Genomic DNA, 23,401 nt, shown 5'->3' with positions numbered 1-23,401 from the left:
AAGAAAACGGCCACCGAAGAATGTAGTAGTCTCAACAAGTTCTCCGGTGGACACTGAACATCGCAGAATTAATTTGTCCTCAAAATTCTCCTAATTCCATTGCATATATTGAATCTTTAGATTTTGCGGCCTTCAAGTAATTATTATATGCTTCCTTTTTTCTTGTTCCCCATCTGCCATATCCATAGAAACAGATATTCCCTTTGGTAAAAGCAGCCCAGCCATCACCATCATCTATGGCTTTGGTCAGCCACTTAACTTCTTTCTTCAATTTGCTGTCACGATTCTTTTTAGCTGTCTGTGCAAAATTTCCTGCTATATATTCCCGGCCAATACGTCCTATCATTTCCAAGCCACTATCTTGCACTGCCTTATCCAGCCACTTTTCATATCGTCGAGATAAATAACCTGCCCATGTATCCTTTGCCTGCTGATAATACGCCAGTGACTTTTCTTTATCCTTTACACAAATACGGCCTTCTTCATAGGCTTTTCCAAGAAAAAACATGGCTGCCACATCACCATCTGCTACTTTCTTTTCCTTATCACATATTATTCTTTCAAAGCCTTGTACCTGTTCTATCCTTCCACGCAACAAAACACATTTTTCCCTATAAAAGATAATCATACACCTAACTTTTTCTTCTGTTGGATCAAAGACAGGTAATGGACTAAATGATATAAAACTACTCCCAAAACACCATCCTTTATTCATATCACAGTCAGGGACCGATTTAGCCATTTCTTTAATTCCCTCAACTGTACAACCTTTCATAACATCCTTTGTATAACGCTCGAGAAGTTGATTCCTCTGTGCCTTTTTTAACGTTTCGTCATCAAGCTGTAAATCTCTGCGAATATTAGAAAATTCCCGCATACATTCTTCGAAAAACTTTTCTTCGTCAAATTCTTTTTTCACTCTAAACTCTGGTGGAATAAAACAAGTCATCCTTACCTCTCCTTTGCTCTACCCTTTCTTCATCAGTATTTATTTCCCCATTAAAATTAATACACGTACTACGTCCAACGAATTATCTATTGACGCACCCCAAATGATATTTCCGCTCTTATCTTTCATCCAATCATATACTACCTCACTAGCTTCCATTATTTCATACATGCTTATGTTATCTTCACTGCCAATAACATTCATCATAACATCTTTGCCTGCATTCTGAGCATTTTTATTATGCTTAACTATTTTATTTATGGCATCCACGGCAGCAAGCTTGCTTGCGTTTTCACCCTTAGCTTCTCCCACAGAACATAATAAACTAGTTTTATCATTACAAACATCCATTACATCATGAATATCCAGATTCACTAACCCCGGAAGGCAAACAACATCATTTATCGCTTTAATAGCATAATAGATACTATTATACAACTCAGATTTATCCGTATAATTTTCAGGATTTATAGCTAATAAAGGTGCTGACACTTCTACATTTTCTACAGAAATTAATATAGGAATCAATACCTGTATGGATGTCTTTTTAGCAGCCTCCACTGCTTTCTTTAGATTATTTACATCCTCTTCCTTTTCAGCATCACCAACGATAAAACCAATATCAACAGATTTCCATGATGACGATACTAAAGGATCGCCATCTAACAATTTGAACTCTTTAGAAAAGGTCTTTTCACTCAATATATCAGCTGTTTTTCCTATAAATGCCACTCTAAGATTACATAATTCTTTGTTCAGATTTTCCATCTCAAACATTTTAACTCCTCCACTCATTGTATATAGAAAATCTTGTTTCTTTTATCCATTCCGCAATAACTGTACGATACTCCAACGGCAATTTTTGATTGCAATGCTCCAAAGCATGTGTAACTATACTCTACTTTATCTCACTCAAGCGATAATTCTAATAAAATTGTAGGCATAATTCCTTCTGCCAAACATCTTCTTTGGCATTGTAATAATAAAATTTCTTCTTATACCTCATTTTACCTCCTCGTATCACTCTTTATCGACATACACATTTACGAATCACATAATCTTTCAAAATTGAATCATACACCTCACGCGTATAACCTTTATCTAATATCATTTCTAATATCTCATTTGGTAAATCATTAAAATCAGCTCTAACAATTCGCGATAAATCATCTAACCATACAGAAGGTTTATTATTCGAATAATTAATCAGATGCTTTGCCGCAACATCTTCGCTTCTTTTTTTTATCATCCATGATACAAGCATTTTCATCCAATGCCATTTTTTATAATCACTTGCGTAATATATCTCCCTATTCCAATTATCATCACTATTATCGTCTATTCCCCCTCCATCTAAAAGCGCATCTATTTCAGCTTGTGAAAAAGCCGCTCCATCCCCATCATAGGTCTCCGTTTTTTTCTTTATACCATTATCTGTTTCAATACATATTCCAGCACGTAACACTGGCATACTAACAAAATCGTCCATCTCCAGCGAGCCAATTTTTCCTATTGCAAAGAATTTTTCTATAAGTGAAAAATCTTTAAAACCTAATTCTCGCAATATTCGGTACATCGGCAGAGCTTGAGGAAAATCTCTATAGATTATTTTCAATTTAGGTGGTGGTGAAATCTGCCAGCTTCCGCAAATACACTCGTAAACACTCGAACTATCTCGCGGTATTTCATTCCAAAAGCTTATCATCTTCTTTAACGGATAACATTGTGGTTCAAATGGCTGAAAACAAAATGCCTCCAGAAACTCTTTTTGATAGAAAACTTTTTCTGTAAGCACAGTTTTTCTGCCATACATTTTTTCTATTATTACCTGCATCATCTGAGCAGCTTCCCTAACCACTTCTAATGGCGGAGTTTGATAATCTTTGTATACATAATGTGCGCCTGTACGCATTTTAAAGGTGCAATTACCGTACTTGCTTCTATGTATTTTTTCTATCTGCGGTATGACATCGCTTCCTTTTAGACGTAGTTCTACAAATTCCACTCCGACAAAGACGGCCTCACGCTCAGCAAGATATTTAACTAACCAAAACATAGGTATTAGCTGATCACATTCCATCCCCTTTGCACTTAATAATACAGGTATTCCTCGTACATATTTAGCATCAGTAGTATATGCTTCTATTCCTTCACACCATGCTACAACTTTCCATTTATTATCTTCCCCATCCCATAAAAGATGTAAGCCATCATCTTCAGTAAAGAGCATAACTGGGAGCTTGTCTAGTTTCTCATTAGCAATGCTATCATCAGCAATAGCTGCCCATTTTTTCTTGTTTATATCAAAGCAAATAATTCTATCCTTCATAAACGCCACTCCTATACAGGATATAAATGTTATACTATGATACAATCCAATGTCCATTACACAGTCATTTCTCTATTCATCTAATATTTTACATCTTATTAATCTTTAGCAAGACATTTTTCTGCTCATATCAATCAACAATTTCCTCCCAGCGTGCTGCACCATAATAACATAAACAGCCTTGTGTAATCGCTGCTCAACCATCACCTGCGTTCATTTCAGCATCCAGCCACCGTTCTTCCTGAAGTACTTGGTGGTAAACTTCTCGTTTACATCCATATTCTAGACCCTTCGCCAGAAAATCATGACCAATTTTGCCAATCATTGACATAACTCACACTCAATCAAACAATATGCCGTATTATTACTAAATTTTAAATGGATTTTTACTCAAACTGGAAGTAGATCCATCCCTATAATGACCTTTTAGCATCTTTATGCACCTAATAGCATCCTTTTCCTGCAAGCCCACCTTAGTATCTGTTTGTACAAGATTAGCAGCTGTAAATTCTGCCATGTCAGCTTCATCATCCAAAATGACAAAACGTCCAATCTCATACTCACTATCATTCAGCCATTGCTTGATTTCATCGCCACGACACGACTCAGGAAGTTTGGGAGTACAATCCATAATTTCCAAGCCAAAATCCTTAAATCGATTTAGAAGATTCCTACTGGCAGGAGTCCAGCCTATTCTCCATGATGATGACAAAACAATCTTCGCCTTTGTAGCCTTTACAATTCGTTTTAACAGCTTTAGATGTAAATCTGTGGATAATTTAATAGAATATCCGTCTTTTGCAGAATTTAATACACCATCCACGTCTAAAAAAATAACGTTTATATAATCCTTGGGCCTTATACTGAACAGATAATTAGCCAAGGATTTTACGGCCTGTTGTGAATCTTCACCTTCCGCACAAATCTCTATTTTATTTCCCTGCAATCCTCCTACCACCATAACCATCATAATATTCTTGGCATCTACGATTTTACCTTTAGAGTGCATTTCTATCTTTGATTTGAATTTTCTGACTATTTTACAAAAATTCTTTGCTACCGTATCACTTGCAAATCCACATTCATTATAAACTAGTGATGTAGCTTTAGACCTGTTTCCTTCACATACGAGCACAGGCCTTATTTTGTCCAGTTTCAATTCCTTTATCGCCTTCCAATAGCCAAGTTCTACAGATTTTTCAAACCATTCTTTTGCCTTTTTTCATCCTTTGTTACACCTTGCCCCAATTTATACATTACTCCTATCCAGTACATACACTCTGCAGTGTATTCATCGGGTATAGCGTATTCTCCAGCCATAGAGCGAAATTCATCCATAGCTTCTTTATACTTACCTTTTTTCCGCAAATCGCAGGCCTCTGCTATATAAACACGCCGGTGAACGGCGAGTGAATTTTCTATCAATAACAACGCATTTTTCGCTCTATCTTCACCTTCATCAGAAGCTTGTCTGAATAGTTTTCTCGATTTTTCAATATCCTTTGCAACACCAATACCAGACTGATACATACAAGCAGCCAAATACATTGCCTCTGCATTGCCTTTTGCAATTGCTTGCTCATAGCAGTCTATTGCCATTTCGTACTTTCCCGCGTTATAAGCTGCCTTCCCTTTTAACAAAAAATCCGTTTCCATGGCCATTTTCTCCTCTAGAAGCGTGATTTTGCACAGGCAAATATGGCCTGTACAAAATCACAAATATCATCCACCATTACTCTTACATAACTGCAGGTTTTAAATCTGAAAGTGTTTTATTCAGCGTATCGTTCAAACCATCCATTTTCGTTTTAAATTCCTCCACCCTATTTTCTACAGATTCCGCTACCTCTTCCTTGCTGGGAGCTCCAGCAGCTTGTGCCCGCAAATCTGCAATGATTTCTTCCCCTTTTTCCTGCAAAACAACCTGTAGTTTGCGAACAGATGCCTTTACCTCAGCATAGACTGCTTCACGTTCCGCATCCGTAGTGCATTCATCCATCGCCCACTGCGCATTATTGCGGATATCTCTCACTAACACGTCCAAGGCTTCTTCCGGCGTTAATTCTTCTTTATCAGACGCATCTGTCTCTGACTTCATAATGTTTGCCAGCGTCCAGCCTACTACTCCACCAATCAAAAAATTCCAGAACATGAAAATCTCCTCCTCGTCAATAACCTGTCATCCTCTTAATGATTTAGATTATACAGGGATTTTCACGATAGGTGGTATCCTGGCAGGCAACCTTTGAAATTTTTATTTGCTCTCACGCCAGTTGGTCAATGGCTTGCAGCCATGTAAATCTAAGGCATCGTTAACTTCATCTATGTTATAACGGCCTGCCTGGAGAAAATACGCAACGATCATATCGTTGAGGCAGCTTTCAGACAATGCGTAACCAGCCCTTTTCAACAAGTCAGCAGCCTCTTCCAAAGACAAATGAAGTGCTACCACAAAGGCTAGTACAGTTTCTTTTGTGGGATGGTATTGGATATTATTTCTAATTTTTGCAAAATGCGATTTGCTGATTCCCACCTTACTGTAAATCTCTACTGGCTTACGCCCCTTTTTCTCAATCCACCACATCAATTTTTCTGAAAAGGTCATATCCAGCTTGGAAACCAAGCGTTCAAGCCCCTTGAAGAAATCTGAACTTATAACAGCGGCCACCAATGCACCTATGGGAGCTGCATTATTATGGCTACTTTCATTCTCCTGCTCAAATGCCCGTATTTTGGCTCCCTCCGGCCGATAATGAAGTGCCAAATATTGCTTCAAATCATCAATTACGCTTTGCGTCAACATGCTGCATCCCCCATTTCCTAACATCTATGTTCATCAGATATATCCCCAGCGCTCCAACGAAAATTTTTTCATAAGTTGCCTGCCAGGCTACCAATCATCTCAAAAATCTGCTATAATAACACGCATAAAACGAAATACAGGCAATAATCCTCTTTTTAGGAGACAGTATCACAGTTTCTCATATGAAAAACTGCTGAAAATTTTAATGGACAAATAGGAGACTGGCATCAGTCTGCCTATTTGTAAATCATCGTTCTCTTTAGAAAGGGGTATTTTTATGAAAATTCAAATGAATTTTGATTCGAATCTCATCAAGTTTATCCTAAAGCACAATCTATCCGAAAAGATCAGCCCTTGTATCAGCCTCGGAGAAGTTCTCCTGTGGATGGCTGAACATCCAGATGTACTTACGAGCGAAGGGCCTCAATGCTTATGGACAAGTAATGGTGATGTCGGTGTCGTTTTGGAAATGATCCACAAGGACGACACCTATTATGTAACCGTATATGATGTGTGTCCAGATATATATCCCTAAATCACAATAGTCAGTATCTGAACAAGAAAAGGTCATTCGTTTAGTTGAATGACCTTTTCTTGTTGTAATACTCCGCCACCTAAAGCTGCAACCTATAACATAGACCGTTGCTTATAGCCTTTTGCCATTACCGACTCTCAATATACCCAGAATTCCCGCACTTCATACGGCCAGCCTAACCTGTTCATTCCATATGAAAAAACTTTATCTCCGGGCGATACTACCGTATCATGGCTCTGATCCATGGTATTGGTCTGGTAGCGCCACATATCCGTCTGGAATTTGGTGTAATTCCATGTGATGACTTCCTTCAATCGGCCATTTACCACCATCTTGGTAGAGATTGAAAACCACCTTCCAGTTGAGTTAGTGCCGGATGAGAGCGTATCGTCCATAACATAAACGTCAATACCCTCGCTGCTCCATCGATCCACCCAGACATCCTTTGCTTCTGCCTGCTGGATAGTGAGTACCAGCAATACGGTAACTGCACATAGCAGATTTTTTACGCTTCTCATAGCCTTAAGCCTCCTTCTTTAGAACCGTCCCAACAATGGATAGTGATATTTCTCGCCGCGTAACACCCTAAAACATGCATATAACGAGCTGCAAAGCCATAACAGGCACAGCAGAATAACAAATGGCAGCAAAATCACTCCAATACGAATTAAGATAAGGACGGTTCCCACTACACAAACCAAACCGAACATTCCCTGGGCTGTCAGTGCCTGCTTTGCATGACCAGCAACAAATTCATCACTATTTTTGTACAACAGATATAACACCAGTGGTAACAGTACATACCCACAGCCGAAAAACAGATACCCTATATGTGCTGCTACAGCTAAGAACTTTTGTCTGCTATCAATCAAACCTAAGATCTCCTCTCTTATTCAGAATACTTCGTCATCTACCTATCATCGGAGATCTTCCCATACCTTAAGTTTCTGATCGTATCTTTCGTCCACCAACGTCACCATGTCATCCATATTAACAGGATTGTCCCTCGCCTCCTTGTTGCTAAATGGCGTTTCCGGTTCCAGAACTGTCTGCGCCATCGCCAAAGGATACACTTCTGCTGCACCAGCTTCCAGCAGCCGCTTTCTGGCGGCAATCAGGGAATTCCCTGTGGTCACAATATCATCCAGCAACAGAAATTTCTTACCGGATACCGTATAACTGGCATCAACTTCCATGCTACGATACTGCTTCAATAGGCTTCTGTTACCGCCTGTCGATAATTTGGCCATGTTATGTTTGCGTCTAAGGCACCGGCTATAGTCTGCACGTCCATAATAGGCCGACAACATACGGGCCAACTTATGGACGCTGGACTCATCTTGGCCCGCTTCATGTCCGGGCACAACGGCAAAACGCAGATTGCCGTCCTCAATTACCTCGCGATACTTCTCATGTCTGCCGTATTTACCCAATATTTTCAGCAGGTAGTATCCTATCGCCTCAGGCTGCCCCTGCTTGAAGCGCAGCATAACACTGCTTGCCTGATCAAACCGCCAGTTTTTTCTGCCCTGCTGCCGATACGGATGATAATTATCCAGGTACCAGATGATATACAACAGCCCCTCCTCATCGTGATAGGGCATATAACTTGGGCCACGACAGGTAAACGCCCGCAATATCTCTTTTATATCCAACTTATAATCATCTCATTTTCCCTGTTCCTGATTTTTCAACAGCGCTACCGTTTTGTCATCCATTCTGCCTTCATAGTACTTATCCAGCACCTTGCGGAAAACTTCGCATTCCGGATCCGACAGGGCAAAGAGTGTCATGGACGACCGAAGTTTCAGATGATCCGGAGAGCCCATAACCTCCAGCGCATCATTTTTGGGCAGGGATAATAATGCATTGCTTATCTCCACCAGCCTCTGCCGCAGCGTTTCATTAGCTAGATACGCCTTAGCCTCTACCATGTCCTTAATGCCATAGTATTTTGCCGTCTCACTATACCCCAGATTGACCAGTTGCGGGAAGATATACCAAATCCAATGGGACTTCTTCCTGCCATTTTTTATTTCAGCCAGGGCAGTTTCATACACCCCGGCCTGAGCCTTTATGAATCTGCTTATATTATCTTTCATTGTCTATCTCTTTCATCTCTATTATTACAGAACACCGCCACCATAAGCGCCTCTTCATAGATAGGTTCAATATCCCTGCGCCAAAAACCTGCTTTACCACAAGAAAAAAGCTATGCGCACATCTATGCACATAGCCTGTAATTCATTATCTTCTTTTATGCAGCAGCTCCCTTGGGTGATTCTTTACGATGCAGGGACACATTGCAAAGCTTCTGGGCCAGCCAGCCCACCACAAGCCCCAGAATATTGGAGCCACAGATATAGACAAAGGAATATCCAATATTCAGCCAGTAATCGTTCTGCACGGGGAATGCGCCCAGATAATACCCGGCAAAGACACAAGAGAAGGTATTAAAGCCTACCAGAGAATGCTTGATATAGGATAATTTAAGTGAGACCATCAGCACCAGAATCATGATGAAGACCGCAAGCATATTGGCGGCCAATCCAGTCATGAATCCGGAAATCACATCGGTAAGCACCACCGCAGTAAGCGCCATGATGCCAGAGGCCGCAGCTGTAACCGCACCTTCCTTTATCGCCTTGCCATTTGCTCCAATGGCCAAATACCACGCCCAGCCGATAAATACTGCCCATACCGGCAGCTCCAGTAAAGCGCCAAGGCAAGCCACAGCTGAAACGGCTGCTACCACAACATCCGTCTGATTGATATCCTTTATTGCCCGAATTACTTGTTCCATAAGCCACGCTCCGTACATTTCATATTGTTTATTATTATTCTACACGAGTACGAAGCATCTTAAAAGGACATACGTCCTCCGTCAGCTTAAATGCTGTTCTGCAGTTCCTTTTGACGCATCTGTCCCTGGGCGTTTCCCATACCTTGCAGCAAGCTCTCCTTCGGCGAGAGCTTTTTTTGTTTCGCTTCCTTCACGGCAGCCTTGAGCAAAATCTTTTGCTCCTGTTGCTTTTCTTTCTTAGCAGCAATATCAGCCTGCTCCTCCATGGTCAATTTTCGGCCGGCAGGCTTACGCTCCGGCAAAAGCTCTGTCTTAAAATCTGGGTTCGTCCTGGCAATATTGGCAATCTTGACAACTCTTAAGCCAGCATCCTCCATAATTTTTACCATGCCAGCCATAACCTTCTCTTTTGTATCTGCCACAAAATCCTGCAGGGCAGCCTTCTCATAATATCTGTATAAGTCCCTGTTCAATGCGTGGCTGTTAGGCTTATCCGACAGCACCTTGTTTTTTCGCTCCTCATAACTGGGCAACTCAATCTGCTCATCATTTACCAGAGCCCTTATATCAGATGAGTAAGCGCCGCCTTTCATCTTTATGGCACAGTCCAGTACATTTTTAAGCTCCTGATCCTCTCCAGCTACCTTTATTATCCCCAGCGCATCACCCGTAAGCCTGCCACAGCCCTCTTCATGGGTAATTTCGGCCAGCTTCTTCTCACCGTAACTTAGCACAATCTGTTGTTGCTCCACTGTTTTTCTGTCGATGAAGCCCGTTTCCCTGACAGATCTTGACGCTTCTAAATCCTGCTGCTTCAGCTTTGCCAGCATATCGATAGCCGATATCCCCCAATAGGTCATATGCTCTGGAGCATGACCTTCCATGATGGGGCCGGTATTGGTAACTTCCAACTTCAGCTTACCCAGCATATTGATAAATGCCACCTGGTCTTCCATGTTCAACGCCATATAAACCGGCAGTTTTGACGCACTCCCTTGATTCAGCGGCCTAGATGACTCAAACGCAACCTCGTCTCCTTTTAGGCCAAGCCCCTCACGAAACAGATGATAATCCCCGGCCTTTTCAGCTACCTGCAGATAATCTATATCCTTGTCTGTATGTGTCCCCAGAACAAATACAGACGGGAATCGTTTGAAATCCTCTTTCTTGGCCACATACAAATACGTATTCGCCTTTTTGGCGTTTATAGCCTGAATTTCCGGATGAAGTTCCAGATACAGCTTTTCCTCCATTTTCATTTTCTGGAGTTCCCTGCTGCAAAACTCGATGCCCTCCTTGCTGTTATCCCTGATTTGCTCATCCGTAAGCCCCTGATTCTTCCGCAGTATATTCTGTCTTAGCTCCGGCATCTCCAAGAGTGCTGTTCTGTACTCATTGAAATGGCGCTCCAGTCCCTTAGCCAGGCTGGCCTCATTTTTGAAGTTGAGTTTTCCCAGTTCCCTGATTTTATATTCTGTTTCATGATACCTTCCATAGGATATGGCCATCTTCACCTTGTTATACCCCATGACGCCACGGAGCTTATCGTTGAATACGTCCTTATCCTGAGCATTGAAAGCAGCCAGAAACTTATACGCATCCTCACCATTGAGGTGTATTCCTTCCTTGTAGACCTCGCCTTTCTCATTCCGTATGGGCGTTTCACTCCAGGCAAAATCAACGTACAAGTCCTGAAACAGGCCATTCTTTGCGATTGGTTCTTGCCTAAACTCCACTTCCTTCTCCTTGACCGCTTCCGTTACCGCCCGTTCCTGCCGCTGCACCTTCTCCTGTATACCTTCCAGCTTATCATAGAGGTTCTGTGCCCGCTTAATGGCCGCAAAGATAATCTTGGTGTTCTTAGCCAGCTTATCCAGCTGCGCTTCCGTGTACAAAGGACTTTTCTGATAGTCATAGCTCAAATAGTTGGTCTTCAGGAAAAGATGGGCAGTCATGGGGGCTGAAAACTCATCTTCGCCCCGTTCTTTTGCATATTGCTTTACCGCAGCAAATATCTGTTCACTGCCGGCCTTCCAGGATATATCTATCCCGTTATCCTTCAGGATTCCTATGGCCTGACGGAAATCCTCTGGTCTGTCCCCTTGGATTTCCAGCGGCTTATAGGGATAATTCTTGAAATCGGCCACGTTATAGAATTTCCATAACTCCGGCACCGCTTTGCCATCCTCGCCCTTACGATAAACCTCGATAGTTGCCGCTCTGGCCGTTGGTTTTAGTACCCAGCCATTTTTTCTGGCAGTTTCCTGCCATACCCAGCGTGGATCGCCATATCGATGTTCATCATCCTGCATAGTAACGAGGCGCAAATAGTTAGCCCGGGACAGCGGATATTCCTGACCATGCTTGGCTCCACCATTATAAGGTCTGCCATATATGCCGGGAGGCTCAAGGTTGCCATATTTTCTCAACCGTTCTACAATCCTGGGATTCAGCCTGTCTCTGGTATCAAAAATATCACGATAGGTTGCCATCTGCATCCCTCTCTTCTGTCGGCTCCTTCTCTAGTCTGTCCGCCTCGCCCAGCAGCCGTTCATTTTCTTCATAGTCAAAGCACATTTCATCAGCCATTTTTCGCATGATGTAATCTTCATCCAAATAATCTTTTTGCCGCATACTATTCTCCCCTTGCCATACCTTTTGCCGAGATTATCTCCATATCCTTCAGGAGCTTCTTTTTCGGATCCGAGGTCATCTGTTCATTCCCAGACTTTTCACAGAGCAGCGCAGCTGTCAGGTGAAATTTTGACGCATCCTTATACCTGCTGTCCAGCTTTACGTTCACGCCCCGGTCAGCATATATTTCCTCCAGCTCCTTTCTGTCAGCCAGTTTCTGGCCCGTAATCCTGGCTAAAGATTCTGGTGTTGCCTTCAGCCATACACTAAGGGACTGCTTTTCTGGGGCATAGTACTCCTGCTGATACGCCTTCAGATCAAACATTTCCGGCGACTTCTTCACCAAAGTTTCTGCCACATAATCCAGCGCAGCCACATAGGAAAAGGAGCGCTCCTCTTCATCATAGCCAGGTTTTACCTCATGCTTGAACGTCTCCAGAACCTTATCGCCTGCCACCACGCTATGACTGACCGCCAGCGCTTCTTCCTGCACCTTGATGGTATACGGCCCGCCCTTTCGCTGAAACATGATGTCCATCACTGTCACCTCCCTATCGCAGCTGCCTTATCTTCCCGGATTTCTGCTGCCAGTTTTTCCTTGGGATTCAGCTTCCTGACCACGCTCTTTTCCTGCTTGGCAGGCCTAAGCTCATAGTCAGCTACCTGCTTATCGGTAAGTTTGCCTCCGTAATAGATAGCACCATATCTGCCGCCTTTATCTTCTTCATCAAAGCGGATGAAACCATTGGGCACCGCGCCGATACTTACCGGTCTTTGATCCAGATAATATTTATATTCACTGCGCTCTTCTGCCACAGCCTGCCCTTTCTTTTTCTCCAACATATGCTCCTTGATGTAGTCCACTGCTTTTTCTGCCTGTTCGGCTGCCTTATACAACTCATCCGGATTATCTTTCAGTACGGCAATCCAGCTCTGGAGATAGGCCGCATGGTTTTCATAATGGGCATCATCAAATTTCAGATCATATTCCTGGGCGATAAAGAGCGATGACAGCTCTGCCACCAATTCTTCTTTGGCATAGCTTTCCGAGCCAAAACCACCGCCTTTTATTATCCCATCCCGCTTCAGCCTGCTCTCAGCTCCGGTGCTATGAGCAATCTCATGAATCACCGTGGAATAATAGCCGGACATATGCTTGAAATCTTCGGCTTTCATCACATGGATTTCATCTCGGTCAGGACTGTAGTAATTCCTGTTTGTTTGGTCAAAATACACCGGAGCCTCACTCCCGGCAATAATACGCTCCATTTGCGCCTGCCGGTCTGCTAGATTTACAACGATTTCATGTTCCGGGGGCAGGCCATCCGCCTGTTCTGCATTAAACACAGGAATCCCTTTGACAATGGGAACATCCAGATGGACTGTCTTTGGAATCTTCTTGCCGTTATAATCCAGCAGATAATTTCCTTTGTCATCTTTCTTATAAACCGTTTCCCACTTGCCCGTTTTGGGATTTTTATGACGAACAGGCTTATCCCATACCCACAGTTCAATCAATGTGGCCTTTTCGCCCTTCTTTACCTGACCACCGGCATTTTTTATGGTCTCATATGTTCCCCAGCGGCTGTCCTTATAGCCTTTCGCCATGGCAGTCACGCTCAGGATGAAATTGTTCTTCCCGTGATAGCGCCTTGTTTCTCTGCCGTTTTTTACCTCTGAGCATATATTGCGCGGAGGCCTGCCAAAATGCTGGCTATCCCAGAAAAACACCTTACCTTCTTCCATATCATGGATAATCGCTTCTACCATTTCCTTATGCGCGTCCTTCAGCTTGTCACTTTGCCAGGCCATCTTCCGTCATCTCCTTTTCCCTCTCCCCATTCATAAGCCGTTCTTTCTCTTCTGCCGTAAGCCAATCCAGTTCCTGACACCGCTGTCCATAGAGCTCAATATCCAGACCTTCCGGCTTATTCGCCTTTTCACACATCTTCTTTCCCTCCTCCAAAAACTCAGCTATATCTGATTACAGTTTACCTACCGCTAAACCGGTAAAATAACACAGAATCGCAACAAGCATTACAAACCATCCCTCAGACACTGCAGAAACTCCAAAAATCATGGATTACAACTCTCTTTTTTTGCCTGCACATGATACAGCCTCCGGTCGAAGTGCTCAAGGAAAGCTGCGCCACGCTGAAGCGTGTCCTTGCCCCCTTCTCCCTCTGGCTATATTTCATGGCTGTCAAAAAAAGAAATTTTGCGACGGGGCAGGCATCCCCAGAAAGGAGTCAACATGAAAATCGGCTATGAATTTTATAACTGCAACCTCATGAAGAGCACTGGCTCAATGTCAGCCTTATGCAGTGAAGAGGTCTATACAGACACAAAAGCAGGCAGGAATGCTCTTTTGAGCCACATCATGCTGGAACTTAGTTCAGGCGGTGTGGAAATCGAGTCACAAGACCTCGACAAGGTACGAAAATCTATTCTCTTGGATAACCCCATGTCAGCCAATGAGCTCATAAAATACGGCATCATCCTGAGCCGCTCCATCTACTAAAGAGGTGATATTCATGAATAAGGTATGTTTTATCGGCAATCTTGCCAGCGATGTCTATTTCAACATCTACGAAAAGAATAACCGTCTTACGATGGTCGCCACGGTTTTCGTAGCGGTAAATCAGCGCATATCCAAAAAGTCCAACAAAAAGCCAGCCCCTAATTACATCCCCGTGACAGCCTTCAACAAACTTGCTGAAGCCATGTCCGAGAACCTGCATAAGGGCCCAAAAGTAGGGATACACGGCAGGCTTCAGCCCAAACGCTGGACAGACAAGGATGGCAACCGCCGCTTTGATGTCGGGGTAATCGTAAGCAGAATCGACTTTTTAAGTCCTAAATCTGCTTCTACTGGTACTGACGCTACTACTGCCCCATCCGACACGAAATGAAAAGCCGTTAATTCTATACACATCTATACACAAATAGCCCCCTGCTTAAGTACAGGGGGCAAGGAGGGAAATCTTATGAGTAAAATTACGATTTTTAACAGCTGGGATTATCTTGATAATCCCGATGATGGCTATGAATCATGGCAGTTTGAAAAGAATCAGCTTCTCAATTACTTCCGCCGCCAGCCTACCGAAGGACAGGTAATTATGCAGGGCACAGTGGGATGCTGGAACGGGACATTCCCCGCTGGCAAAGCGGGCATTATTAACCTGCTGCTATCAAAACTGCTGGAGAGCGCTGACGATGTAGAAATCTATGATGATAACGGCCACTTGTTTATCCGCACCTTCCATCACGACGGGACTAACATCTTTGAAGTAAAAATCCTCACCCCTGCTGGCCTTAGCGTTTTGGAAGCCTATAGTGAAGGACATGGGCGCTGGCAGGATATTTCCGAAAAGGAACTCCATGATAAGCTCATGCATAACAGCCGTTATACCCATTTACCGTATTACGCCAAACATATGGGACTTACGGCAGCCAAGACTGCCTGATGATATTCTATCTGCTTACACATGAAAGGATTGATAATTATGCCGAACTGGTGCCAAACCTCTATTGAATTCGCTGGCAATAAGGAAGCCATCTACAAGCTGTACAATTTTATTGATGACCAGAAATATCTTACCTTTGAACAGAAACCCTACCAGTTTAACAAAAATTACTGGCTGGGAACATTTCTGGAACGTGCTGGTCTGGACACAGATAATTTCAAATGCCGTGGCCAAATAACCTATTGGCCGGATGAACCGGAGGCCTACGATGACAGTGGTGAACGGTATTTTTTCATCCTGAAGACCGAGACCGCCTGGTCTCCCATGCTGGCCATGTGGCTGGAAATCATAGATAACATCTCCCCGGGTGTTACCCTTTTATATACTGCAGAGGAATGCGGCAACGGAATCTATCAGACCAACGATTCCAGCTATGTGGGCAAATACTTTGTGGACGTATTTATAGATAATCCGGAGGCTCTCCCGCAGTCGCTCAAGGGAACAATCTTTTCCGATAGCTTTTTTGAATACGATGTCACGGAAGATTACCTGCGTCAGGGACTCTTAAAAGCCTTCCCGGATAAATTGACATCCGATACCAACGACCTGCTGGAACTACTCGATGACCTTGATATTGGCGATGACAACTGCATCAATATACAACCTTGGGAATATGTCAGCGAACAAGACCAATACTAAATTTTAGTAATGAAAAAGCCCTGCATTATCGCAGGGCTCAAACAAGCGCTAACCATTACAAATCATTGCACCTGTATTACAAGCATTAACTCATTGTTTCATTACACATCATTTCATATCATCTGGCACCTTGACAGTCTTCAAATCGATAGGGACGTTTCTGCCTGTGATCCTATCCTGCTTGACCAGCTTATTAGCCTGAGCAACCACTTGCTTAGCTATTTTCTCATTATCAGGATTGTCCGCTGTAACTTTGCCACGATTTACCCAATGCGGATTAGATTCCGTTATGGAACTATTAAACCACACCTTGGTATACAATAAGGAGTCATAAATTACCCACGGCTTCTTTTTCATATCCAGAAAGGACAAATATATACGGTAATTTATCTGTCCCTCTCCATCTTCCGGCCTGGAATAGAATTCATGTCTCCAAAAGTATATTCCATATAGCTTATTCCTGTCATAACTCGTAAGAACTTTCATTCTATCAGACTCATATGACTGGGCAATCATAGCATCGCGGCCTTCCTTCATTGGTACATTCAAACTGCTCCATTTCGCAGCATATGCCGTAGTCATCAACATGCCTACAATCATAATAGCCAAGCAAATACTTTTCCTCATTTACCTCTCCATTCCATATTTTTCACTGAATTTAATTTTCAGCCCATTATTAAACTCATGTTTTTCCATTATATTGGTTTCTATACCATTTATGCGCTTATATGGCAACAGAATTTCTTCAATTATTTCATCATGCAACAATTCTACGCTATACAAATTTCTTTCACTACAAAGTCTCTCAAATACACTTATTTTTCCACTACCGTACTTATCCGCACTATTTTTCAATTGAATCAATACTTGTTTAGCTTTCTTACAGCGGGTAAGTTCATTATTCTTAAACAAGATGCATTCTACCACATCCCCGAAGTATATGCTCTCCACATCAGCTTTATCAATAATAATACCTCCACCATTTCGTGGTTTCAGTTTTATAGCTAACAATTCGTCCAATTGCTACTCTCCCATTCATCTGCCAGCACTTATAAACGACCACCAAAGTAATCTTTGTCATACCAAATGCCAGGTGTTTCTTTTATATATTCCTTTAGGATCTGCAAATCCTGTTTCCAAAGATGAACGAAGTAATACCCTGACTTGTTATTATCTTTTTCAAGTAGTTTATCTCGCACCTCAGCTATGACTTTTTTCTTCTTGCAAGACCATGCTATAAGACAACTGGCATCAGAGCTCCATGTATACCAAATGGCATCGGTAAGATCCGGCAGATAGTCAATTTCCAGCAACTTATTCAACAAATCACGAGCTGTTGCATTATCATCTATAGTAATTTCTCTCCGATGATCCATGGCATCATCACCCATGCAAACACCGTCACGGTCTATACTTATAATCACGCAATATTCCCCCCTCAATTATTCCTAGAAATATTCAATGTATCTTCCATCTCTAAGGTCAAATGCTACAGAAACAAAATTACATTCTATCAGCAACTGCTCAATTTTCTTTCGATGTATACACTCTTTGTGCAACCATGCCAATTCCTTAATATCTTCATCCGTGAAAGCCCAGCCAATATCTGCAGATATATCTTCTATTCTTTTTCCAGAACCTAAAGTTGCAGACCAATCATTACGAATTTCAGCATCACGCTTAGCTGCTATTCTATCTTCGAAGCACAATTCACTTAATTCCATAACATAAACCTCCCTCTTCAGCTATAATAATAAATAACGAGGTTATAATAACATAAGTTTTTTAAATTCTCATTAGAATTCATTATGGTGATTTAACTTTTTAGCAATTATAGCCATTCAAGCACACCTAAATGACTATTTAAATCTATAACAACAGCAAGGAAGATGATTATTCCCAAAGCTATGAACACATTCATCATTCTATTTTTCATATACTCTTTATCGTATTTATGAACTGAACCATATAATGTTAACCCTATAACATAAGCCAAAACAAAGTTTAATAATCTAAGCGGATCAAAAGCATGCCAAGATGTATCTCCCCGCCTAAACACCATTGTAAAAACCTGTACTATATAAGAAAACATAAATCCAAAACAGTAACCTCTCCACTTTTTATTTCCGAGCCAATTTACAGCTTTATTCCATGCATCTTCCATAAAATCATTAACCTTCTCTCATAATAACATTAACATACAAGCATTCTTTCCCAGTGTGTAAGATTCTTATCCGTCCCCCTTACTTTTTCCGTGAACTCTGTATCCTTTGTCCAAAAAGATCAATTTCCTTTAATCTTTATTGTCAAATCTTGAAATCAAACGCTTTAATAACTGAATCATTATACTGTCTTGCCAATAATATAACAGAAATAGACCGCTAATCTACATCCACCCACAGATGATATTTCCCACAATGCATGCACTTAAACAAATAGCCGCGCACATCCCAATCCCGATGCAGGTATTTCCGCACAAAGTCAAGAGGATGCGAATCTTTACGCTGTGCATATTCCTGTAGCAACTCCTCTTGGCATCCTAATTCATCCAGGTCATTAATATCATCCACATAGCGCAAAAACTGACAATAATCATCACAACAAGCCAGCCAGTACACATCTTGAATGGATATGTAGCCCGGCGTTCTGTGAAAGAGCTCTTCTCTCTTTGCCGAATCGCTGACCCAATCTGCTGCAGCAATAAACTCCCCTTGAAATTTTATAGCTGCACTGCCATCATGAATACACGGAAGGCAAATACAGTCAACCTTCTCCTCGGTGTACATAAATTCAATATATTCATGCACATTCTTGCCACAACACTGACATACACCATCTGCATGAACTAGCGCCTCATCTGCATAAATATTGGGGTAATATCGAAAGGTGCTTTCTTTCACATTCTTCCCTCCCTCATTTCACAATATGTGATCTGTGAATTAGTCATCTGCATAATTATTTTGTTTTCGGATGTTTCATAACGTATTTATCATATAATTTCTCAACATCTCCCATTTTACCCAACAACGGATTATCCCAGTCACTATATGAGTCCAAATACGCACGAATTCCACCGTTTATATAAATTACCGAATCGTCTTCCTTGTGTTCTTTTATTATTTGATATGCCTTTTTGTATCTCACATATATCAGATTAAGACTACCGCCTTCCAATTCTATAAATGAATACCTGTTTTCCATATCTTTTATAACGGCTTCAATTCCTTGGAGGATTATTTCACGCTTTTCTAGTTCTAGCACTGTCTATCCCCCCTTGACTGTCCCCATATTTGCAGGCCTTTTGAATCAAAAATCTGTTCCGGCGGATTAAGACGACTTATTTCTACCCAGTCATTTACCTTTATACCGTTCTTGCCAGGTTTTATAATCTCTATAACCTTAAACAAACAGGCCTGATATTCTTCGTAACCGCTTTCATCATCTTCCAGCCCATTATCTGACTCATATATCGTATCCAGTTCACCATTCCATACAGCTCCATTTTGGTCATAAATAACCATTATCTCACCATTGGGGTACTTGTTTATCTGATAGACCACAGAACAATCTTTTAAAACCTCATCTATCTTGTCGGCAAACATTTCTTTATCTTCATGGAGAATATCCGCTAATAAGGATATATTCCGGTCTCTTTCCCGCCAAGGAAGCCTGTTTATCACTTCCGGATATTTTATTCTATCCTCATCAGAGTTAAGTATCCTATAGAGCAGTATCTTACACCACTTTTTATTTCTCCACATTCTCTCCAGCCCCATAGCTGTCCAATACAGGCCATCATCTCCGCCTAGCTCCTCCACGGCATGGACGAGACCAAACATGACCTCTTCATCTTCCGTATCGTCATCAAAGCCTGAACATAAATTAAGTACATACTCTGCTCTTTGTGTGGAACAAATCTCCTCAATGGCTTTTTCAAACAACGCTACTTCATACTCATTTCTTAATTTGCATGTATTCTTTAATATTTCCTCGTTCTTTTCGATATTCATATCCAATTCCTTTTTTAGTAAAGTGGTCAATTTCTGTTTTTCCTCTCCTGCAGCATCTAAACATGGTATAAATATTACTCTCTTGTACTTGGGCCATTCCTCTGGTAAAATCTCACAAGAAATATCTCCTACGAACAGTCCTACAAGAAAATCAGTGAAGGAAAGATTGTATTCGTAATATACAGTTGATCTACTTTCATATATAATCAACTTCCACAAATTTGGATTGTCATCTGCATTCTGCCAGTATAACTCATCACCATTATCTGTCAAACCAAATGGAAGGAGTCCCTCTGCAGCAGGATAGAGCTCAAATGGATAGTCTTCTGGTGACTCCTTATGTAAATAGTGATAAGCCCACATCGACTGCTTCATATTGACAAAGAAATTTAAATTATCATTATCTGTCCACGGACTAAGAATCCAAAGAAAGTTATCTATCGCACCGGCACCATATGAATCAATGAATTCCATATAATCACTAGGGAATTTAACATCATGCTGTTTTTGAACGTCAAGCCATTCTTCTCGGCTGTGCTTTTCAGCCACACGCCTGTTGATTATATACTTCTGTAATTTACTCTCTTTTATCATAATCCACAGCCCTATTTACCAGGTCTTTTTTAGTTCCATTTCAAACGACACCGCTTTATAAGGGGAATCCGAGGAGTTCCTTAGTTGTTCAAAGGCTGCCTCGCTGGCTCTCAGCCTTTCGGAGTTGCCTTCAAAGGTTTTCAGATAACGAAGATAGGCCATTCCCATGTTTTCCCAACTGCTGGTACATTTCTGTATACGCTTACCTGCAGTAACCGAAACATTCAACGCTTCCCGCAAAGTCAGGTAGCCCGCTAAATATCCGATGGTTGCCAGTTCGATGGCCTTTGACATGTCCCAGACTGAGTTGGGAGACAAACTTCCCAAGCTCATAATCTGGTCTATCAACTGAGGCCGTGAGCCTGCCTCATGCTTTTCCAACAGATAACGTCTCCCCTTTCTCTGCTTCTGTACATCATCTTTATGGCATTTCCATCCATTGACGACCTTGACTATAGCTTGTTCTGCCTCTATCCACCTTAGCAGCTTAGAATCCACATCCGCAAAAGTAAGACTATCCGGTGGCGGACAGATTTCCTGCTGTATTTGCACTTCCATAATTTCTACTCCATCAGCATTATGTTTTTAAATTTAATCAATCTTTACATATAAACTTAATCAAATTAGAATTCAATTCATCTGTATGCTCAATATTTTGAGGAAATTCTCCTTCGTGGAATAGTGCATATACTACTTCCGCTAAACTATTAGGGAATTCATAATACTCACAACAATATTCAATATAAGTATCAGAATCCCACGAATTGCCCGTAAGACGATTCAATTCATCAACGATTTCTTTTGGTATTTCATCAAATTCATCTGCCACCATATTGACTAATTCTGTTACGCTAACAATAGCATTTATTACATCCCAATCATACATTGAAAACATCACTATCCTTCTTAAAATAATATACTCCATTCACTGCCACGATACATATCTTCCTTTTCTTTTATGGCCGGTTCATAGCCTGCCTTGATTAGGGCATCCATCTCCTGGCCATACTGATAGATTCTGCCCTGCGCTTTATAATAATGGGCCAGTTCCAGCCAGCCGGGGAAGTATTTGTCATATTTGGTTTCCACCAGCAATGTTTCGATCCGACTGGCGTTTTTCCCAGGATTATGGGCCATGAAAACTTGCGCCAACAAGAGACGTGCCTCATTTTGCCAATCGTTATCCTCGGATACTACCTTTCGCAAACAGGATATTGCTTTCGGTATATCCTGCCACGTTCCATCTTCGCTCCGGCAGCTGCTTGCCATAACATACAAAGCCTCATAGTCCCCAAGGTCTGCACCTTTTTGGTAACAGATCATGGCCTTTTCGCTGTCCAGGGGAGTCCCCATCCCCTGACTATAACAGTTCCCCAGCTTTGCCCAAGCAGAAGCAGCTCCCATCTCGGCAGCTTTTTTTAGATACTGCACAGCCAGCGGGCCATCTTCCAAGCAGCCCAGATAATAACAGGCATCTTTTACATCATCATGCGGTTCCGTTTTTATGGCCTGCAAAAACCACTTTTTGGCAGCATCCTTTTCTCTTTTTTCCTGATGATAACACCCCAAGCGAACCATAGCCTTTCCACAGTCCATATTTGCAGCCTTTTTAAGTTCCGTTACCATTTCTTCTATGTCATCACGATTTTTGCAAACTTCCGCCTTATCCAGATACCGCTGCCACTTTACGTACTGCACTGCCTGGTCATCATTCTGCCAATCCTCTAATGAAAGGTCTGTCTTCCCCTTACGCCACGACTGCAGAAGGCATAAAACCTGTTCACTTGACTCTTCCCTGCGCAAGGCAGCTTGGCCGTTCAACATAGCATGGAGTTCATAATTATCTTCTGTCTGCCGAACAGAGAGGTAATCCTTATCATGATATAGCTCTATGACTTTATAGGTGTCTTCCATTATTTCCAATGCTGCCTGAAATTCTTCTGCATCATAGTGGTCAAAGGTAATAATCATGCCATTCTGCAGCCATAATTTTAACCTCCAGTCAGCATCTGAAACGTCGGATGTTGACATCTCCTCCGGATTGTAATTCATCCTTACACCCTGAGTCCGGGCATGTTCCAAGAAAGGCTTTGCAAGCTCCTGCCGCTGTCTTTTCTCCAGCCTTTTCCCTGTCAGTATATCAATACCTCCACGCAGATAAGCCATCCCAAAAAGATATGCTGCCAGGCCTTCACCATTGCCATCGCCTTCGGTATATTCTTCCATTTCTACAACAGCTGTCTCTTTTTCATCGGCCCAGTAATCCCAAAAGTCCGTCTCTTCCGTGGGATAGAGTCCCCGTCTGGCTAAGATTGCCATCAAGCCAACAGGGCTGCCTTCTGACAAGCTCTTTTTCAGGCAGCGTTCGGCTTCTGCTATGTTCTTCTCAAAGTTTCTGATCTCCCCTACCCATGGCTCTCCTAAATATGTCAAGGACAGTAACGCCCAGGCTTCCGCATCTCCGTCCTCCGCTGCTCTGCGCAGCAAAGCCCGGCCCTTCTCACAGTTTTTTGAGTCATCCTGTTTCCAAATCAATTCTATGGCTTCCTGCACCATAGGCTGAAATTTATATTCCATT

The 23,401-nt window shown here is 42.0% G+C and carries 34 protein-coding genes; 5 read left to right on the top strand and 29 right to left on the bottom strand.

All coding sequences use genetic code 11. The annotated features are described in order from the left end of the window. Positions 1-79 precede the first annotated feature (79 nt). The 8 genes from SELR_RS06950 to SELR_RS06915 form a co-directional block, all read right to left on the bottom strand. On the bottom strand, positions 80-949 hold the full coding sequence (locus SELR_RS06950; RefSeq protein WP_014424507.1) for a tetratricopeptide repeat protein: 870 nt from the start codon (positions 947-949) through the stop codon (positions 80-82). A 39-nt stretch (positions 950-988) separates the two neighbouring features. Then, positions 989-1,726, bottom strand: coding sequence for an FtsZ/tubulin family protein (locus SELR_RS06945; RefSeq protein ID WP_014424506.1), 738 nt, complete (start codon positions 1,724-1,726; stop codon positions 989-991). Between the two features lie 250 nt (positions 1,727-1,976). Then, the gene (locus SELR_RS06940) at positions 1,977-3,278 is read right to left on the bottom strand and encodes a hypothetical protein (protein WP_014424505.1); all 1,302 of its coding nucleotides are present in this window, start codon (positions 3,276-3,278) and stop codon (positions 1,977-1,979) included. A gap of 196 nt (positions 3,279-3,474) precedes the next feature. Beyond that, complete coding sequence (locus SELR_RS19355) at positions 3,475-3,603, bottom strand: hypothetical protein (RefSeq protein WP_269453567.1); 129 nt, start codon at positions 3,601-3,603, stop codon at positions 3,475-3,477. Positions 3,604-3,645: 42 nt separating this feature from the next. Next, positions 3,646-4,437, bottom strand: coding sequence for an HAD domain-containing protein (locus SELR_RS18310; protein ID WP_014424504.1), 792 nt, complete (start codon positions 4,435-4,437; stop codon positions 3,646-3,648). A gap of 29 nt (positions 4,438-4,466) precedes the next feature. Further along, positions 4,467-4,934, bottom strand: a complete 468-nt coding sequence (locus tag SELR_RS06925; protein WP_014424503.1) for a tetratricopeptide repeat protein — start codon at positions 4,932-4,934, stop codon at positions 4,467-4,469. Between the two features lie 82 nt (positions 4,935-5,016). Next, complete coding sequence (locus SELR_RS06920; protein WP_014424502.1) at positions 5,017-5,430, bottom strand: hypothetical protein; 414 nt, start codon at positions 5,428-5,430, stop codon at positions 5,017-5,019. A gap of 102 nt (positions 5,431-5,532) precedes the next feature. Beyond that, complete coding sequence (locus SELR_RS06915) at positions 5,533-6,081, bottom strand: hypothetical protein (RefSeq protein ID WP_014424501.1); 549 nt, start codon at positions 6,079-6,081, stop codon at positions 5,533-5,535. Between the two features lie 277 nt (positions 6,082-6,358). On the opposite strand from SELR_RS06915, the gene SELR_RS06910 reads away from it, so the two are divergent. After that, on the top strand, positions 6,359-6,616 hold the full coding sequence (locus tag SELR_RS06910) for a hypothetical protein (protein WP_014424500.1): 258 nt from the start codon (positions 6,359-6,361) through the stop codon (positions 6,614-6,616). Positions 6,617-6,753: 137 nt separating this feature from the next. Here the strand turns inward: SELR_RS06910 and SELR_RS06905 are convergent, their stop codons facing one another. From SELR_RS06905 to SELR_RS18830, 10 genes are all read right to left on the bottom strand, one after another. Further along, complete coding sequence (locus SELR_RS06905) at positions 6,754-7,134, bottom strand: hypothetical protein (protein WP_014424499.1); 381 nt, start codon at positions 7,132-7,134, stop codon at positions 6,754-6,756. Between the two features lie 18 nt (positions 7,135-7,152). Then, positions 7,153-7,488 (bottom strand): magnetosome magnetite crystal formation protein family, encoded by a 336-nt coding sequence (locus SELR_RS06900; RefSeq protein ID WP_041914312.1) that lies wholly within the window; start codon positions 7,486-7,488, stop codon positions 7,153-7,155. 45 nt (positions 7,489-7,533) lie between these two features. Further along, complete coding sequence (locus SELR_RS06895) at positions 7,534-8,193, bottom strand: ComF family protein (protein WP_014424498.1); 660 nt, start codon at positions 8,191-8,193, stop codon at positions 7,534-7,536. Between the two features lie 90 nt (positions 8,194-8,283). Further along, a complete protein-coding gene (locus SELR_RS06890) occupies positions 8,284-8,718 on the bottom strand; it encodes a DUF1810 domain-containing protein (RefSeq protein ID WP_014424497.1) in 435 nt (144 codons plus the stop codon). Between the two features lie 155 nt (positions 8,719-8,873). Next, positions 8,874-9,419: a DUF1097 domain-containing protein gene (locus SELR_RS06885; protein ID WP_014424496.1), complete on the bottom strand. Its 546-nt coding sequence runs from the start codon at positions 9,417-9,419 to the stop codon at positions 8,874-8,876. Positions 9,420-9,505: 86 nt separating this feature from the next. Further along, positions 9,506-11,911: a hypothetical protein gene (locus SELR_RS06880; RefSeq protein WP_041914311.1), complete on the bottom strand. Its 2,406-nt coding sequence runs from the start codon at positions 11,909-11,911 to the stop codon at positions 9,506-9,508. Beyond that, positions 11,895-12,053, bottom strand: coding sequence for a hypothetical protein (locus SELR_RS18835; RefSeq protein WP_014424494.1), 159 nt, complete (start codon positions 12,051-12,053; stop codon positions 11,895-11,897). The genes SELR_RS06880 and SELR_RS18835 overlap by 17 nt, the downstream gene beginning before the upstream one ends. A 1-nt stretch (position 12,054) precedes the next feature. After that, positions 12,055-12,591, bottom strand: a complete 537-nt coding sequence (locus SELR_RS06875; protein WP_014424493.1) for a hypothetical protein — start codon at positions 12,589-12,591, stop codon at positions 12,055-12,057. A 5-nt stretch (positions 12,592-12,596) separates the two neighbouring features. Next, a complete protein-coding gene (locus SELR_RS06870) occupies positions 12,597-13,865 on the bottom strand; it encodes a zincin-like metallopeptidase domain-containing protein (RefSeq protein WP_014424492.1) in 1,269 nt (422 codons plus the stop codon). Then, positions 13,849-14,001, bottom strand: a complete 153-nt coding sequence (locus tag SELR_RS18830; RefSeq protein ID WP_014424491.1) for a hypothetical protein — start codon at positions 13,999-14,001, stop codon at positions 13,849-13,851. The genes SELR_RS06870 and SELR_RS18830 overlap by 17 nt, the downstream gene beginning before the upstream one ends. Before the next feature lie 306 nt (positions 14,002-14,307). Here SELR_RS18830 and SELR_RS06865 point away from each other — a divergent pair, with 306 nt between their 5' ends. From SELR_RS06865 to SELR_RS06850, 4 genes are all read left to right on the top strand, one after another. Continuing rightward, positions 14,308-14,574 (top strand): hypothetical protein, encoded by a 267-nt coding sequence (locus SELR_RS06865; RefSeq protein ID WP_014424490.1) that lies wholly within the window; start codon positions 14,308-14,310, stop codon positions 14,572-14,574. Positions 14,575-14,587: 13 nt separating this feature from the next. Beyond that, positions 14,588-14,965 (top strand): single-stranded DNA-binding protein, encoded by a 378-nt coding sequence (locus SELR_RS17725; protein WP_014424489.1) that lies wholly within the window; start codon positions 14,588-14,590, stop codon positions 14,963-14,965. Between the two features lie 75 nt (positions 14,966-15,040). Then, on the top strand, positions 15,041-15,520 hold the full coding sequence (locus SELR_RS06855) for a hypothetical protein (protein ID WP_014424488.1): 480 nt from the start codon (positions 15,041-15,043) through the stop codon (positions 15,518-15,520). Positions 15,521-15,559: 39 nt separating this feature from the next. Beyond that, a complete protein-coding gene (locus SELR_RS06850) occupies positions 15,560-16,219 on the top strand; it encodes a hypothetical protein (protein ID WP_014424487.1) in 660 nt (219 codons plus the stop codon). 108 nt (positions 16,220-16,327) lie between these two features. Here SELR_RS06850 and SELR_RS06845 read toward each other — a convergent pair whose 3' ends face one another. From SELR_RS06845 to SELR_RS06790, 11 genes are all read right to left on the bottom strand, one after another. Continuing rightward, positions 16,328-16,828, bottom strand: coding sequence for a hypothetical protein (locus SELR_RS06845; RefSeq protein ID WP_158645784.1), 501 nt, complete (start codon positions 16,826-16,828; stop codon positions 16,328-16,330). A gap of 18 nt (positions 16,829-16,846) precedes the next feature. Then, complete coding sequence (locus SELR_RS06840) at positions 16,847-17,239, bottom strand: hypothetical protein (protein WP_014424485.1); 393 nt, start codon at positions 17,237-17,239, stop codon at positions 16,847-16,849. A 29-nt stretch (positions 17,240-17,268) separates the two neighbouring features. Further along, positions 17,269-17,643 carry a hypothetical protein gene (locus tag SELR_RS06835; RefSeq protein WP_014424484.1) on the bottom strand — a complete coding sequence of 125 codons (375 nt, stop codon included), beginning with the start codon at positions 17,641-17,643 and terminating at the stop codon, positions 17,269-17,271. A 24-nt stretch (positions 17,644-17,667) separates the two neighbouring features. After that, positions 17,668-17,943 (bottom strand): hypothetical protein, encoded by a 276-nt coding sequence (locus SELR_RS06830; RefSeq protein WP_014424483.1) that lies wholly within the window; start codon positions 17,941-17,943, stop codon positions 17,668-17,670. 107 nt (positions 17,944-18,050) lie between these two features. Beyond that, positions 18,051-18,383, bottom strand: coding sequence for a hypothetical protein (locus tag SELR_RS06825; RefSeq protein ID WP_041914310.1), 333 nt, complete (start codon positions 18,381-18,383; stop codon positions 18,051-18,053). A 217-nt stretch (positions 18,384-18,600) separates the two neighbouring features. After that, on the bottom strand, positions 18,601-19,119 hold the full coding sequence (locus tag SELR_RS06820; protein WP_014424481.1) for a CbrC family protein: 519 nt from the start codon (positions 19,117-19,119) through the stop codon (positions 18,601-18,603). Between the two features lie 55 nt (positions 19,120-19,174). Then, positions 19,175-19,480 carry a hypothetical protein gene (locus SELR_RS06815; protein WP_014424480.1) on the bottom strand — a complete coding sequence of 102 codons (306 nt, stop codon included), beginning with the start codon at positions 19,478-19,480 and terminating at the stop codon, positions 19,175-19,177. Beyond that, on the bottom strand, positions 19,474-20,823 hold the full coding sequence (locus SELR_RS17720) for an Imm30 family immunity protein (RefSeq protein ID WP_014424479.1): 1,350 nt from the start codon (positions 20,821-20,823) through the stop codon (positions 19,474-19,476). The genes SELR_RS06815 and SELR_RS17720 overlap by 7 nt, the downstream gene beginning before the upstream one ends. A gap of 15 nt (positions 20,824-20,838) precedes the next feature. Next, entirely contained in the window at positions 20,839-21,381 is a 543-nt protein-coding gene (locus SELR_RS06800; RefSeq protein ID WP_014424478.1) for a DUF1266 domain-containing protein, read from the bottom strand. Positions 21,382-21,418: 37 nt separating this feature from the next. After that, complete coding sequence (locus tag SELR_RS06795; RefSeq protein WP_014424477.1) at positions 21,419-21,718, bottom strand: hypothetical protein; 300 nt, start codon at positions 21,716-21,718, stop codon at positions 21,419-21,421. Between the two features lie 11 nt (positions 21,719-21,729). Then, on the bottom strand, positions 21,730-23,400 hold the full coding sequence (locus tag SELR_RS06790) for a tetratricopeptide repeat protein (protein ID WP_014424476.1): 1,671 nt from the start codon (positions 23,398-23,400) through the stop codon (positions 21,730-21,732). Between the last annotated feature and the right edge of the window lies 1 nt (position 23,401).

The organism is Selenomonas ruminantium subsp. lactilytica TAM6421, from assembly GCF_000284095.1.
GTDB classification, from domain to species: Bacteria; Bacillota; Negativicutes; order Selenomonadales; family Selenomonadaceae; genus Selenomonas_A; species Selenomonas_A lactilytica.
The sequence above is the reverse complement of the archived record's forward strand: the minus strand, read 5'-3'. Positions and strand labels throughout refer to the sequence as shown.

Bases quoted from the DNA above. Each gene is read 5' to 3' on its own strand.
- SELR_RS06950 (WP_014424507.1), bottom strand. From the start codon at position 949: ATGACTTGTTTTATTCCACCAGAGTTTAGAGTGAAAAAAGAATTTGAC.
- SELR_RS06945 (WP_014424506.1), bottom strand. From the start codon at position 1,726: ATGTTTGAGATGGAAAATCTGAACAAAGAATTATGTAATCTTAGAGTG.
- SELR_RS06940 (WP_014424505.1), bottom strand. From the start codon at position 3,278: ATGAAGGATAGAATTATTTGCTTTGATATAAACAAGAAAAAATGGGCA.
- SELR_RS19355 (WP_269453567.1), bottom strand. From the start codon at position 3,603: ATGATTGGCAAAATTGGTCATGATTTTCTGGCGAAGGGTCTAGAATAT.
- SELR_RS06925 (WP_014424503.1), bottom strand. From the start codon at position 4,934: ATGGAAACGGATTTTTTGTTAAAAGGGAAGGCAGCTTATAACGCGGGA.
- SELR_RS06920 (WP_014424502.1), bottom strand. From the start codon at position 5,430: ATGTTCTGGAATTTTTTGATTGGTGGAGTAGTAGGCTGGACGCTGGCA.
- SELR_RS06915 (WP_014424501.1), bottom strand. From the start codon at position 6,081: ATGTTGACGCAAAGCGTAATTGATGATTTGAAGCAATATTTGGCACTT.
- SELR_RS06910 (WP_014424500.1), top strand. From the start codon at position 6,359: ATGAAAATTCAAATGAATTTTGATTCGAATCTCATCAAGTTTATCCTA.
- SELR_RS06905 (WP_014424499.1), bottom strand. From the start codon at position 7,134: ATGAGAAGCGTAAAAAATCTGCTATGTGCAGTTACCGTATTGCTGGTA.
- SELR_RS06890 (WP_014424497.1), bottom strand. From the start codon at position 8,718: ATGAAAGATAATATAAGCAGATTCATAAAGGCTCAGGCCGGGGTGTAT.
- SELR_RS06885 (WP_014424496.1), bottom strand. From the start codon at position 9,419: ATGGAACAAGTAATTCGGGCAATAAAGGATATCAATCAGACGGATGTT.
- SELR_RS06880 (WP_041914311.1), bottom strand. From the start codon at position 11,911: ATGGCAACCTATCGTGATATTTTTGATACCAGAGACAGGCTGAATCCC.
- SELR_RS18835 (WP_014424494.1), bottom strand. From the start codon at position 12,053: ATGCGGCAAAAAGATTATTTGGATGAAGATTACATCATGCGAAAAATG.
- SELR_RS06875 (WP_014424493.1), bottom strand. From the start codon at position 12,591: ATGGACATCATGTTTCAGCGAAAGGGCGGGCCGTATACCATCAAGGTG.
- SELR_RS06870 (WP_014424492.1), bottom strand. From the start codon at position 13,865: ATGGCCTGGCAAAGTGACAAGCTGAAGGACGCGCATAAGGAAATGGTA.
- SELR_RS18830 (WP_014424491.1), bottom strand. From the start codon at position 14,001: ATGTGTGAAAAGGCGAATAAGCCGGAAGGTCTGGATATTGAGCTCTAT.
- SELR_RS06865 (WP_014424490.1), top strand. From the start codon at position 14,308: ATGAAAATCGGCTATGAATTTTATAACTGCAACCTCATGAAGAGCACT.
- SELR_RS17725 (WP_014424489.1), top strand. From the start codon at position 14,588: ATGAATAAGGTATGTTTTATCGGCAATCTTGCCAGCGATGTCTATTTC.
- SELR_RS06855 (WP_014424488.1), top strand. From the start codon at position 15,041: ATGAGTAAAATTACGATTTTTAACAGCTGGGATTATCTTGATAATCCC.
- SELR_RS06850 (WP_014424487.1), top strand. From the start codon at position 15,560: ATGCCGAACTGGTGCCAAACCTCTATTGAATTCGCTGGCAATAAGGAA.
- SELR_RS06830 (WP_014424483.1), bottom strand. From the start codon at position 17,943: ATGGAATTAAGTGAATTGTGCTTCGAAGATAGAATAGCAGCTAAGCGT.
- SELR_RS06825 (WP_041914310.1), bottom strand. From the start codon at position 18,383: ATGGAAGATGCATGGAATAAAGCTGTAAATTGGCTCGGAAATAAAAAG.
- SELR_RS17720 (WP_014424479.1), bottom strand. From the start codon at position 20,823: ATGATAAAAGAGAGTAAATTACAGAAGTATATAATCAACAGGCGTGTG.
- SELR_RS06800 (WP_014424478.1), bottom strand. From the start codon at position 21,381: ATGGAAGTGCAAATACAGCAGGAAATCTGTCCGCCACCGGATAGTCTT.
- SELR_RS06795 (WP_014424477.1), bottom strand. From the start codon at position 21,718: ATGTTTTCAATGTATGATTGGGATGTAATAAATGCTATTGTTAGCGTA.
- SELR_RS06790 (WP_014424476.1), bottom strand. From the start codon at position 23,400: ATGGAATATAAATTTCAGCCTATGGTGCAGGAAGCCATAGAATTGATT.